Here is a 12,321-nt window from a genome sequence, read left to right as displayed (position 1 = left end):
ATGAGTTGCCATGACTGCTGAATTGATCGTCGACGCCCGCAATGCCGTGGGCGAATGCCCGGTATGGGTGCCTGAGGAAAACGCGCTGTACTGGGTGGATATTCCCAACGGCGGCCTGCAGCGCTGGAGCGCCGGCAACGGCCATGTCGCCGCCTGGAAAGCCCCGCAGATGCTTGCCTGCATCGCCCGCACCAATGCGGGCAATTGGGTCGCAGGCATGGAAACCGGCTTTTTCCAACTCACCGCACACAACGACGGCAGCCTCGACACCACCCCTCTGGCCAGTGTCAAACACCCACGCCCGGACATGCGCATGAACGATGGCCGCTGTGATCGCCAGGGCCGTTTCTGGGCCGGCAGCATGGTGCTCAACATGAGCGCCAATGCGGCGCAAGGCATCCTCTACCGTTATGCGTCCGGTTCAGCGCCCCACGCCCAACTTGACGGGTTCATCACCCTGAATGGCCTGGCCTTCAGCCCCGATGGCCGCACGATGTACGCCTCCGATTCCCACCCGCTGGTGCAGCAGATCTGGGCCTTCGACTACGACATCGAGACCGGCACGCCGTCCAATCGCCGCGTGTTTGTCGACATGAACCATTTCCTGGGTCGACCCGACGGCGCCGCGGTTGACGCCGAAGGCTGCTACTGGATCTGCGCCAACGACGCCGGTTTGGTCCACCGCTTCACCCCCGACGGTCGCCTGGATCGCTCCCTGAGCGTGCCGGTGAAAAAACCCACCATGTGCGCCTTCGGCGGCAGTCGGCTGGACACCCTCTTCGTCACCTCGATCCGTGATGACCAGAGCGACCAGTCCATCGCCGGCGGCGTGTTTGCGCTCAACCCCGGCGTCACCGGATTGCCGGAGCCCACCTTCACCCTCTAGCTGCATCGCTGTGCCTTGAATACAACAATAAAATAACAAGACAGGAGTGACCCCCAATGGACTTCAAACGCACCTTGCTCGCCGCCGCAGTGTTCACCCTCAGCAGCGCCGCTCACGCGCTGGAAATCAAATTCGCCGACATCCACCCCGCTGGCTACCCCACCGTGGTCGCCGAAGAAAACATGGGCAAGGCGCTGACCAAGGAAAGCAACGGCGAACTCACGTTCAAGTACTTCCCGGGCGGCGTGCTGGGTTCCGAGAAAGAAGTGGTCGAACAGGCCCAAGTGGGCGCCGTGCAGATGACCCGCGTCAGCCTCGGCATCGTCGGGCCGGTTGTGCCGGATGTTAACGTCTTCAACCTGCCGTTCGTGTTCCGCGACCAGGCGCATATGCGCAAGGTCATCGACGGCGAGATCGGCGATGAAATCCTCGCCAAGATCACCGACTCCGAGTTCGGCCTCGTGGCCCTGGCCTGGATGGACGGCGGCACGCGCAACCTTTACACCAAGAAACCGGTGCGCAAGATCGAAGACCTCAAGGGCATGAAGATCCGCGTGCAGGGCAACCCGCTGTTCATCGACGCCTTCAACGCCATGGGCGCCAACGGCATCGCCATGGACACCGGCGAGATCTTCAGTGCCTTGCAGACCGGTGTCATCGACGGCGCGGAGAACAACCCGCCCACCCTGCTGGAACACAACCACTTCCAGAACGCCAAGTACTACACCCTCACCGAACACCTGATCCTGCCTGAGCCCATCGTGATGTCGAAAATCACCTGGAACAAACTCACTCCCGCCCAGCAGGACATGGTGAAAAAAGCCGCCAAAGTCGCCCAGGCCGATGAGCGCGTGCTGTGGGACGCCAAGTCCGCCAGCAGTGAGGAAAAACTCAAGAAGGCCGGGGTCGAGTTCATCACCGTCGACAAAAAACCCTTCTACGACGCCACCGCCGCGGTGCGAGCCAAGTACGGCGCGCCTTACGCCGACATCATCAAGCGTATCGACGCCGTTCAGTAACGCCCCATTCCCTGACAAGGCCTGGCGCGGTCGGCATCGACGCGCCCGGTGACGGTGAACGCCATGAAGAATCTACTGCTGCGCATCAACGACCGTATCTACATGACCTGCATCTGGGTCGCCGGTCTCTCGGTCCTCGGGGTCGCACTGATCATTCCCTGGGGCATCTTTGCCCGCTACATCCTCGGCACCGGTTCCAGCTGGCCGGAGCCCACCGCTATCCTGCTGATGCTGGTGTTCACCTTTATCGGCGCAGCCGCCAGTTATCGTGCCGGGGCGCACATGTCGGTGGCCATGGTCACGGACCGCCTGCCACCTGCCCAACGCCGAATCGTCGGCATTTTCTCGCAACTGCTGATGGCGACAATCTGCCTGTTCATGGCGATCTGGGGCACCAAGTTGTGCCTGTCCACCTGGAACCAGTTCATGAGCGCCATCCCCACCCTGCGCGTGGGTATCACCTATATGCCGATCCCCATCGGGGGCGTGCTGACGCTGATTTTCGTGCTGGAAAAACTGCTGCTGGGCGACCAGAGCAACCGGCGCGTGGTGCGCTTCGACCTGGTAGAAGAAAACGAAGGGGCTGCCTGATATGGACGCATTGATTCTGCTGGGCAGCTTTATCGCCCTGATCCTGATCGGCATGCCAGTGGCCTATGCCCTGGGGCTGTCGGCGCTGATCGGCGCGTGGTGGATCGATATCCCGTTCCAGGCCCTGATGATTCAGGTGGCCGGCGGGGTGAACAAGTTTTCGCTGATGGCGATTCCGTTCTTTGTGCTGGCTGGGGCGATCATGGCCGAGGGCGGCATGTCGCGGCGGCTGGTGGCGTTTGCCGGGGTGCTGGTGGGCTTTGTGCGCGGCGGGCTGTCCCTGGTGAACATCATGGCCTCGACGTTTTTCGGCGCGATCTCCGGCTCGTCGGTGGCGGACACCGCTTCGGTGGGCTCGGTGCTGATTCCAGAAATGGAGCGCCGTGGCTATCCACGGGAATTTGCCACGGCGGTGACCGTCAGCGGCTCGGTGCAGGCCTTACTCACGCCACCCAGCCACAACTCGGTGCTCTACTCCCTGGCGGCTGGCGGCACAGTGTCCATCGCTTCGCTGTTCATGGCCGGCGTGGTGCCGGGCCTGCTGATGAGCGCGTGCCTGATGGTGCTGTGCCTGATCTTCGCGAAGAAACGCAACTACCCCAAAGGCGAAGTCATCCCCCTGAAGCAGGCGCTGAAGATTGCCGCCGATGCGCTCTGGGGCCTGATGGCCATGGTGATCATCCTCGGCGGCATCCTCTCGGGCATCTTCACTGCCACCGAGTCCGCCGCGATTGCGGTGCTGTGGGCGTTCTTCGTGACCATGTTCATCTACCGCGACTACAAGTGGCGCGAGCTGCCCAAGCTGATGCACCGCACGGTGCGCACGATTTCCATCGTGATGATCCTGATCGCCTTCGCCGCCAGCTTCGGCTACATCATGACCCTGATGCAGATCCCGGCGAAGATCACCACGCTGTTCCTGACGCTGTCGGACAACCGCTACGTGATCCTGATGTGCATCAACGCCATGCTGCTGTTGCTCGGCACGGTGATGGACATGGCGCCGCTGATCCTGATCCTCACGCCGATCCTGTTGCCGGTGGTGTTGGGTATCGGCGTCGACCCGGTGCACTTCGGCATGATCATGCTGGTGAACCTCGGCATCGGTCTGATCACCCCGCCGGTGGGCGCGGTGCTGTTTGTCGGAGCAGCGGTGGGCAAAACCACCATCGAGAAAACCGTAAAGGCGCTGGTGCCGTTTTATGCCGTGCTGTTCCTGGTACTGATAGCAGTGACGTACATTCCAGCATTGTCGCTGTGGCTGCCGAGCGTGGTGCTGTAATGCTGATTGAACTTGAAGACAACCTGACCCACCTCACCTTGAATCCGGCCGTGGGCGGCAGCATCGTCAACTGGACGGTGCGCGCCACCGGGCAGCCGTTGCTGCGCCATAACGATGAGCAGGCAATCCATACCGGTTTGCCGGGCAAGCTGGGGTGCTATCCGTTGGTGCCCTGGTCCAACCGCATTGCCCACGGCGGTTTCGATAACCCCGACGGTTGGCTGGTGCTCACGCCTAACAGCCTGACCGATCCGCTGCCGATTCACGGTTCGGCCTGGCAACAAGCGTGGCAGGTGGTCAGCCAGTCGGCAGATGAAGTGGTGCTGGAGGTGGTCTGCGAGACGCCTTTTGCCTATCGCGCCGAGCAGCGGATTCACTTGAGCGATGGGGCCTTGCATATCGAACTGCGCGTGACCCATCTGGCCGAAACAGCGGCGTGGCATGGCGTGGGCTTGCATCCGTACTTTCCGCGTCGGCCGGGTACCCGGTTGCAGGCCAAGGCCGCGCAGGTGTGGATGAGTGACGCGTCCAAGCTGCCGACCGGCTTGGCACCGGTGCCGAACGAGTGGGATTTCCAGGAAATGAATGCCCTGCCCCAAGGCTTGGTGGACAACGGCTTTTGCCAGTGGGACGGGTATTGCCGGATCGAACAGCCGGACCTGGGCTATACGCTGGAATGCCAGGCCAGCGGGGCCGATTACTTCCTGCTGTACTGCCCGCCGGGGCTGGGGTTCTTTTGCATCGAGCCGGTGAGTCATCCGGTGAATGCTCATCACCTGGCGGGACGGCCGGGCCTGAAACTGCTGGAACACAATCAGTCGGTCCAACTCAACTTCACCCTGAAATACATTCAAAATGTGGGAAGGGGCTTGCCCCCGATGGCGGCCTGACAGCCGAACAGGATGCTGGAACAGACCGAGTACATATCCATTATTCAGCCAACGGCCGCTATGGGTTCCGCCCTTACGGCGGCTCGCTTCGCATCGTGATTACCGTTGACTGCTATAAAGTGGCGTAAATACCTATAGCTATCAGGGGCAAGCCCCTCCCACAGTTTTGATTTAGGTTTTGTCAGTGATGTCAGGGTGGAGAGTTTTTCAGACGCCCAGCCGTATCGATACTCACGACAACCGACAACCCCGGCCGCAACCGTTCGCTCTCAGCCTGATCCGGGTCCACCGTAATCCTTACCGGCACGCGCTGGGCAATCTTCACAAAGTTGCCCGTCGCGTTGTCCGCCTGCAACAGGCTGAACTCCGAGCCGGTGGCCGGCGAAATATGCTGCACCGTGCCATGAAACTTGCGGTGGTTCAGCGCATCCACGGTAAAGGTCACCGGCTGGCCGACCTGCACATTGTCCATTTGGGTTTCTTTCATATTGGCAATCACCCACAGCTGCTTCGGCACCAGTGCCATCAGCTGCGCGCCAGAGTTGACGTAGGCACCGAGGCGCACGCCAATCTGCCCCAACTGACCGTCGCGGGGCGCGGTGATGCGGGTGTTGGACAGATCGATCCGCGCCAATTCCACCGCCGCATCGGCACTCGCCACCGCCGCTTCCAGGGAGCCGCGATTGACGATCACCGTCTGCAAATCCTGCCGCGCGATTTCCAGGCTGGCCTGGGCTTGGGCGACGGCGGCGACCGTCTGCGCATTGGCAGCACGGGTCACGTCCAGCTCGCGCTTGGACACCGAACCGTCGCTGATCAGCTCCTCGTTACGACGCAAATCCGCAGTGCTTTTACGCGCCTGTGCCTGGCTGTCTACCAGCGCAGCCTGGCGTAACTTGATGGTCGCTTCGGCGCTGTTGCGCTGCTGCACCACATTGGCCAGCGAGGCCTTCTGCACCGCCAGTTGCGCCAAGGCTTGGTCCAGGCGCTGCTTGTAGATGCGGTCATCAAGGCGCACCAACAAGTCACCGGCCTTGACGTACTGGAAGTCCTGCACTGGCACCTCGAACACATAGCCGCTGAGCTGCGGGCCAATAATCGTCACTTGGCCACGTACCAGGGCGTTTTCAGTGGTTTCCACCGCGCTGCTGAAAGGCGGCAGTTGCCAGGCATACAGCACGATCAGTACCCCGACGATGGCAATCGCGGCGAAGCCCATGGACGAAAGGATGCGCACGCGCAATGAGCGCGGCTCGGTGACCGTAGCGCCGGGCGGCATGGTGCCTTCCGGGGTGGATGCAATGGCGGTGGTGGTGGTTGTCGAGGGTTCGGTCATGAAGGTGCGCCGCTGGGTTGAACGGGAGGGGCTGCTGCTTGGGTGGTACTCATCAGCCACAGACTGCGAATAAATATCCAGAGCATGGTCAGGATCGCGATGATCGCAATCAGCATGAACACATCGTTGTAAGCCATGACATTCGCTTCACGGGTGGCCGCCGTGGCCAAGCTGCGGATACCCATCAGGTTGCGCAGCTCGGGGTCGGCAATGACACCGCCATAGGCCGAGCCACCGCTGCTCACCCGCGCGGCCACACGCGGGTCGAGCAAGGTCAAGTGTTCGACGATCATGCTGGAATGAAACTTCTCCCGCACGACCTGGAACGTTCCCAGCAACGCGGCTCCAATCAGGCCGCCGAGGTTCTGGCAAATGCCGAACATCACCGAAAAACTCACCAGATTGCGCGGGTTCGTCAGCACGTTCTTGGTGCCCAACACCATGGTCGGTCCCAGGAAAAAAGTGCCGCCAAAGCCCAACAGGAACTGGCTGATATACAGGTTTTCGGGCCGGGTCAGGTTGCTGGAGAAACTGTCCATCACCGAGCCCGTGGCCATCAGCGCCAGGGAGATCACCAGCGGCATCAGCAGATGAGCCGGGTTGATCGTCAGCGCACTGACCGCCAGCCCGCTGATCGCGCCAGCCAGCATCACCACGTACAGCGTATGCATCTGCTGGTAGCTCATGTTCAGCATCTGCATGAACCCGACCGCACCGGTGGACTGCTCCGACAGCACCATGCGAATCAGGATCACCGCCAGTGCCAGGCGAATCATGGTGCCGCTGCCCAGCCAACGGGTCATCAACATCGGGTTGGCGCGGTTATGCTCAATGGCCAAGCCTGCCATGATCAACACCAGGGAACAGGCTGACGCGATACCGATCCACGGGGCTTCCAGCCACCAGTCGATGCGCCCCAGGGACAGCACCGCACAGAGCAACGCCACGCCGGTGGCGAGGATGCCGAAGGTCAGGAAGTCGAGTTTCTCAAAGGTCTTGAAGCGGTCACCCGGCGGCAACTTGAGCAAGAACACACACCCCAGGCAGATCAGCGCCATCCCCAATTCAAACAGATACAAACCGCGCCACTCGGCGATTTGCAGCAAATCTTCGGAGAACAACCGCGCCAGCGGCAACGCCAACTGCGCCGTGCCCAACCCCAGCACCAGGGCTTTGAGTCGCCACTTAGCGGGGAACGCCTGGATCATGTAGTACAAGCCCAACGAACTCAGGGCCGCGCCCACCATCCCGTGGGCCGCCCGTACCGCGATGGCCGAACTGAGATCGTTAACGAACAAGTGGCCGAAGGTCACCAGCGCGTACAGCACCAGGAACACCTCGGTGAACACGCGCAGGCCGAACTGCTGGCGGAACTTCACCAGCAGCAGGTTCATGCACACGTTGGTCATCACATAGGCGGCGGGCAGCCAGGCCATTTCCGCAGTGGTCGCGCCGAGGGCGCCTTGCAGGTATTGCAGGTTGGCGATGACCAGGGCATTTCCCAGGCCGCCAGTGATCGCGACCAGCACACCGACCAGCGCATACAGCCAGCGCTTGTGCGTAGGGTGCCACGGCGTCGACGGCGAACCGGGCAGGCTCGGGCGCTCGTGGGGTTCCCAGGTGTGGGGGGTGTATTTATCCATTCGATGACCTAGATGACCCGACGGGTGAGGTCGGTAAAACCATTACTCAGAGTAGTAAACCTGAGCGGGGTTCATCTTGCCATCTTGGGCATGGAATTGATGCCTGGAGCGGGTACGGTCAAAAGTCGGAGGGGGCTTGCTCTCTTTGGATTGCATGCCCATCCAGAACCGCCTTCCCGATCAGATCCACCCCAACCAACTCCAGTAAGTCGCCGCAAACACCAACATCAGCCCATACCCGATCAACGTCACCAGGATCCCCACCTTGGCGAACTGCCGCGCCGTAAACGTCCCAGTCCCCAGGCACACCATATTCTGCGGCGCATTAATCGGCAGGATAAACCCGTAGCTCATCACAAACCCCAGCAGCATGGTCATCCCCAACCGGTTGAACTCCCCGGGCAAGGTCTGCAGCACTGCAATCAGGATCGGCAACAGCGCCGAGGTCAGCGCCGTGGCGCTGGCAAAGCCCAGGTGGATCACAATTAAAAACGCTCCCAAAATCGCAAACACCCCCAACGGCCCGACCTGATCCAACCCGGTATGCGCCACCACCTGGGAGCCCAGCCACTGCCCGGCCTGGGTGGTCAGCAACGCGGTGCCGAGGCTGATGCCCACGCCGAATACAATCACCGTGCCCCACGGAATACGCGACTGCACATCCTTCCAGGTCATCACACCGATCCCCGGCAACAGCAGGAAGACCAACCCGGCATAGGTGGTCGAGGTGGTGTCGAAAGGGTGCAGGCGCCCTTCCGTCGCCCACGCCAACAGCAACAGCACCGACACGGTGAGCAAGCGCTTCTGCGGGCCGGTCATCGGGCCGATGTCCACCAGGGACTGGGCCACGGCCTCCTTGCCACCGGGGATGCTGTCGGTTTCCGGCGGCAGCAGCTTGATCACCAGGAACAGCAACACCGCGGACATGATCACCGCCCACGGCGCGCCGGCGATCAGCCAGTCGATCCACGACACGCGCTGGCCGAGCATCTTGTCCATAAAGCCCACAGTCAGCAGGTTTTGCGCGGCGGCGGTCTGGATGCCGACGTTCCAGATGCTGGTGCCCTGGGCCACCACGATCATCAGGCCGGCGGCAATATTGGAGCGCTTGTCCACGCCAAACGCGGCGACCACGCCCATCATGATCGGCACCACACAGGCGCTGCGCGCGGTGGCACTGGGCACCACGAGGCTGAGCAGGATGGTCACCGCAATCGCCCCCAGCAGAATGCCGCGGGTGCTGGTGCCGACGCGGGTCAGGGTCACGAGGGCGATGCGCCGGTCGAGGCCGGTGTGGGTCATGGCCGCCGCAATGAACAACGCGCCCGCCACCAAGGCCAGTGCCGGGTTGGAAAAGCCGGTGAGCGCCATGCTGATGGCCGGGCTGGAGCCGATCAGGTGGGCGGGGTCTTGCAACGACGGCGCCGTGCCCAGCAAAAATGCCATGAGCGAGGTAATCATGATCGCGCTGGCCTCATAAGACACCGCCTCGCTGATCCACACCACCACGGCAAACGCGAGGATCGCCAGCATGCGCTGCCCGGCCACCGGCAGATCGGCGGGCAGCGGCAACAGCAGCACGCCGACCATCGCCAGTACGCCGATCACCAGGCCCAGGGGCAACTTGAAGGATGGTGCGGTTGTTGCGGGGGCGTTCATGGCGGGCTCCGTCGTGCTCTAAATCAGGCAGGCAGCATGGGGCAAAGCGCCGCAACGGGTGTTGACGGGTATCAAGACCCTAGGTCAATAACTGGCTCAATACCGCCCGCAACTTGCCGGGCTTGAGCGGTTTGTTCAACAACGGCGCGTCAAGGCGGCGCAGCACACGACGGCATTGGTCGGTGCGGTCGGCGGTGATGATTACGGCCGGGATCTTTTGCGCGAAATGCTCGCGCAGATGCTTGACCACCGCAGCGCCCACCACGCCGTGGTCGAGGTGGTAGTCGGCGAGGATCAACTCCGGCGCCCTGCCCTGCAACGCCAGTAACGCGCCGGCCTGGTCGGTGGCGGTGACCACCTCACAGCCCCACTGCACCAGCAGCGCGCGCATGCTTTCGAGGATGCTCACCTCGTTATCGATCACCAGCAAACGCCGCCCCGGCAGCGGGTTGCCCGTGGTCGGCAGCACCGGCAGTTGGCTGATCGCCAGGGGCATCTCTTCGCTGATGGGCACCTCGATGCTGAACATCGAGCCACGCCCCGGCCACGAACGGACCGCCACCGGGTAGCCGAGGATCTCGGCGATACGCTCGACAATCGCCAGGCCCAGCCCCACGCCTTTGCGGTCCGAGGCGCGGCCGACGTCGAGCTGGTTGAATTCGAGGAAGATCGCGTCGAGCCGGTCGGCCGCGATGCCGCGCCCGGTGTCCCACACCTCCAGGCGCAGGCGGTCGCCACGGCGGCGCGCGCCGAGCAGGATGCAGCCCTCGTCGGTGTAGCGGCAGGCGTTGCTGAGGAAGTTGCGCAGAATCCGCGTCACCAGGCGCAAGTCGGTGCGAATCGCATAATGACCGGTACGCGCGCGCAGGTTCAGCCCGGCCGCCAGCGCCACCGACTGGAACTCCGAGACCAGCGGCGCAAACAGCTCATCCAGACGATACAGCGCCACGTCGGGTTTGACCGCCGCCTGGTCGAGCCGCGAAATATCCAGCAAATCGGTGAGTAAATCTTCCGCGCCTTCCAGCGCCTGGTGAGTACGTTCCACCAGTACCTGCTCGACGCTGGGCAAGTTGCGTTCACGCAGGGTGGAGATCAGCAGCCGCGCCGCGTTCAGCGGTTGCAGCAGGTCATGGCTCGCGGCGGCGAGGTATTTGTCCTTGCTGCGGTTGGCAGCCTCCGCGGCGTCGCGCGCATCGCGCAATTCCTGCTCGACCTGCTCACGCTGGGCGATCTGCTGTTGCAGGTTGCGGTTGGCTTCTAACAGTTCGTCGGTGCGCGCGGCCACGCGCTGCTCCAGCTCATCGTTGAGACGGATATAGCGGTTGCGCTCCGCCTCCAGCTCGTCGAGGCGCGCGGTGAGTTCCGGGTAGTGACTCTTGCGTGCCGAGTGATTGCCCAGGCCCAGCAGCCCGGCCAGTGCTTGTTGCTGGTCGTCAGAGCGCTTCGCCATAAACAACCTCGACGTCACGCTGGCTGGACTCACGAGGGTTGGTGAGGATGCAGGGGTCGTCCATCGCATGCTCGGACAGGAACGGAATATCCGCCACGCGCACCCCATGCAGACCCAGGGTTTCGTGGAAGCCAATGGCATGCTTGAGCGCGATCAGGTGGTCGACCAATCGTCCGCAAATCTGTCGATGGTTGAGGCCACGGCAGTCAATGCCAAAGGTCTCGGCAATCACCTTGAAGCGCTCCGGCGCCGAGTTGTAGTTGAACGCCACCACATGCTCCACCAGCACCGCGTTGCACAAACCGTGGGGCAAATCGAGAAAGCCGCCGAGGCTGTGGGACATGGCATGCACGGCGCCGAGGATCGCGTTGGAAAACGCCAGGCCCGCCTGCATGCTGCCGAGCATGATTTTCTCGCGCAGGGCAATGTCCGTGGGGTTGGCGATCATCTGCACCAGGTTGCCGTTGATCAGGCGCATGGCTTCCAGCGCATGGGGGTCGGTCAGTGGGCCGTGGCCGGTGGACACGAACGCCTCGATGGCATGCACCAGCGCGTCGATGCCGGTACAGGCGGACAGGAACGGGTCCATGCTCGCCGTGGTTTCCGGGTCGATCAGCGACACATCCGGCACCACCGCCTTGCTGACGATGGAGAACTTCATGCGCTCCTGCTGGTTGGAAATGATCACGAACTGCGAGACATCCGCCGACGTACCGGCGGTGGTGGGGATCAGGATCAACGGCGGGCTGGGCACACGAATGGTGTCCACGCCCTCGAACTCAAGAATGCTACGCCCATGGGCGACCACAATGCCGATGGCCTTGCCGCAATCCATCGGACTGCCGCCGCCGATGGCCACGATCACGTCGCAATGGTTTTCCCGATACACCTCGGCGCCGAGCATTACTTCTTCGACGCGCGGATTGGGCGACACAGCGCTGTACAGGCAGTAGTCGATACCGATGGCTTGCAGGCTGGCTTCCACATCCGCCACCCAACCGGCAGCGATCACACCGGGGTCGCTGACGACCAGCACCTTGCGCGCAGCAAAGGTCTTGGCATAGTTACCGACGTTGTGCCGGCAGCCGGCACCGAAGATGATTTCAGGCGAGACGAATTTACGCAGGAGGCTCAGATTGGGGCTCATTGGAAAGCCTGTTCTTATTATTTTTGGGAGATGCGCTTCACACTAACCCATTCGCAGGCGAATGCAATCAGACCAAAGGGTCATTCCCAATACGGCACCGGCCAGCGCGAGGCTGGCCGGAGATGGATCAACGGCTGGCGAAGTACATGGTCACTTCGAAGCCGATACGCAGGTCGGTGAAGGCGGGTTTGGTCCACATGGGGAGAGTCCTCTTGTTGTGCCGGAAGATTCCGGTAGAGGCATTAATGCATGGGGGGATGGGGGTGCGAATGCTACTTTCGAAGGAGCTCGCACCCGCATTGGTAGCGGGTATACGCCGATCAAAATGTGGGAGGGGGCTTGCTCCCGATGGCAATGTGTCAGCCACATCACTGTTGACTGACCCACCGCCATCGGGAGCAAGCCCCCTCCCACACTT

11 protein-coding genes are annotated in these 12,321 nt (G+C 62.3%); 5 read left to right on the top strand and 6 right to left on the bottom strand.

The window, feature by feature from the left end:
• Nucleotides 1-10 precede the first annotated feature (10 nt).
• The 5 genes from AOA61_RS01340 (at nt 11) to AOA61_RS01320 (ending at nt 4,668) form a co-directional block, all read left to right on the top strand.
• Nucleotides 11-886 (top strand): SMP-30/gluconolactonase/LRE family protein, encoded by an 876-nt coding sequence (locus AOA61_RS01340; protein ID WP_099600955.1) that lies wholly within the window; start codon nt 11-13, stop codon nt 884-886.
• Nucleotides 887-942: 56 nt separating this feature from the next.
• Nucleotides 943-1,905 carry a TRAP transporter substrate-binding protein gene (locus tag AOA61_RS01335; protein ID WP_032889942.1) on the top strand — a complete coding sequence of 321 codons (963 nt, stop codon included), beginning with the start codon at nt 943-945 and terminating at the stop codon, nt 1,903-1,905.
• A gap of 63 nt (nt 1,906-1,968) precedes the next feature.
• Nucleotides 1,969-2,496, top strand: a complete 528-nt coding sequence (locus AOA61_RS01330; protein ID WP_032889944.1) for a TRAP transporter small permease — start codon at nt 1,969-1,971, stop codon at nt 2,494-2,496.
• Between the two features lies 1 nt (nt 2,497).
• Entirely contained in the window at nt 2,498-3,778 is a 1,281-nt protein-coding gene (locus tag AOA61_RS01325; protein ID WP_032889946.1) for a TRAP transporter large permease, read from the top strand.
• A complete protein-coding gene (locus AOA61_RS01320) occupies nt 3,778-4,668 on the top strand; it encodes an aldose 1-epimerase (protein ID WP_032889948.1) in 891 nt (296 codons plus the stop codon). The genes AOA61_RS01325 and AOA61_RS01320 overlap by 1 nt, the downstream gene beginning before the upstream one ends.
• Nucleotides 4,669-4,858: 190 nt before the next feature.
• Here the strand turns inward: AOA61_RS01320 and AOA61_RS01315 are convergent, their stop codons facing one another.
• The 6 genes from AOA61_RS01315 to pqqA all read right to left on the bottom strand — a co-directional run bounded on the left by AOA61_RS01315 (nt 4,859) and on the right by pqqA (nt 12,102).
• The gene (locus AOA61_RS01315; protein WP_032889950.1) at nt 4,859-6,004 is read right to left on the bottom strand and encodes an HlyD family secretion protein; all 1,146 of its coding nucleotides are present in this window, start codon (nt 6,002-6,004) and stop codon (nt 4,859-4,861) included.
• A complete protein-coding gene (locus AOA61_RS01310) occupies nt 6,001-7,647 on the bottom strand; it encodes an MFS transporter (RefSeq protein ID WP_032889953.1) in 1,647 nt (548 codons plus the stop codon). Before AOA61_RS01310 ends, AOA61_RS01315 begins: the two co-directional genes overlap by 4 nt.
• Nucleotides 7,648-7,827: 180 nt before the next feature.
• Entirely contained in the window at nt 7,828-9,306 is a 1,479-nt protein-coding gene (locus tag AOA61_RS01305; RefSeq protein WP_099600954.1) for a DASS family sodium-coupled anion symporter, read from the bottom strand.
• 79 nt (nt 9,307-9,385) lie between these two features.
• Nucleotides 9,386-10,756 (bottom strand): hybrid sensor histidine kinase/response regulator, encoded by a 1,371-nt coding sequence (locus AOA61_RS01300; RefSeq protein WP_032889957.1) that lies wholly within the window; start codon nt 10,754-10,756, stop codon nt 9,386-9,388.
• Nucleotides 10,740-11,903, bottom strand: coding sequence for an alcohol dehydrogenase-like regulatory protein ErcA (gene ercA / locus AOA61_RS01295; RefSeq protein ID WP_099600953.1), 1,164 nt, complete (start codon nt 11,901-11,903; stop codon nt 10,740-10,742). Before ercA ends, AOA61_RS01300 begins: the two co-directional genes overlap by 17 nt.
• 127 nt (nt 11,904-12,030) lie before the next feature.
• Nucleotides 12,031-12,102 carry a pyrroloquinoline quinone precursor peptide PqqA gene (gene pqqA, locus AOA61_RS01290; RefSeq protein WP_010209364.1) on the bottom strand — a complete coding sequence of 24 codons (72 nt, stop codon included), beginning with the start codon at nt 12,100-12,102 and terminating at the stop codon, nt 12,031-12,033.
• Nucleotides 12,103-12,321 lie beyond the last annotated feature (219 nt).

Origin of the sequence: Pseudomonas sp. 2995-1 (assembly GCF_002742505.1) — a bacterium.
GTDB lineage: Bacteria > Pseudomonadota > Gammaproteobacteria > Pseudomonadales > Pseudomonadaceae > Aquipseudomonas > Aquipseudomonas sivasensis.
The sequence above is the reverse complement of the archived record's forward strand: the minus strand, read 5'-3'. Positions and strand labels throughout refer to the sequence as shown.

Bases quoted from the DNA above. Each gene is read 5' to 3' on its own strand.
- AOA61_RS01325 (WP_032889946.1), top strand. From the start codon at position 2,498: ATGGACGCATTGATTCTGCTGGGCAGCTTTATCGCCCTGATCCTGATC.
- AOA61_RS01305 (WP_099600954.1), bottom strand. From the start codon at position 9,306: ATGAACGCCCCCGCAACAACCGCACCATCCTTCAAGTTGCCCCTGGGC.
- AOA61_RS01340 (WP_099600955.1), top strand. From the start codon at position 11: ATGACTGCTGAATTGATCGTCGACGCCCGCAATGCCGTGGGCGAATGC.
- AOA61_RS01320 (WP_032889948.1), top strand. From the start codon at position 3,778: ATGCTGATTGAACTTGAAGACAACCTGACCCACCTCACCTTGAATCCG.
- AOA61_RS01300 (WP_032889957.1), bottom strand. From the start codon at position 10,756: ATGGCGAAGCGCTCTGACGACCAGCAACAAGCACTGGCCGGGCTGCTG.
- AOA61_RS01310 (WP_032889953.1), bottom strand. From the start codon at position 7,647: ATGGATAAATACACCCCCCACACCTGGGAACCCCACGAGCGCCCGAGC.
- ercA (WP_099600953.1), bottom strand. From the start codon at position 11,903: ATGAGCCCCAATCTGAGCCTCCTGCGTAAATTCGTCTCGCCTGAAATC.
- AOA61_RS01330 (WP_032889944.1), top strand. From the start codon at position 1,969: ATGAAGAATCTACTGCTGCGCATCAACGACCGTATCTACATGACCTGC.
- AOA61_RS01335 (WP_032889942.1), top strand. From the start codon at position 943: ATGGACTTCAAACGCACCTTGCTCGCCGCCGCAGTGTTCACCCTCAGC.
- AOA61_RS01315 (WP_032889950.1), bottom strand. From the start codon at position 6,004: ATGACCGAACCCTCGACAACCACCACCACCGCCATTGCATCCACCCCG.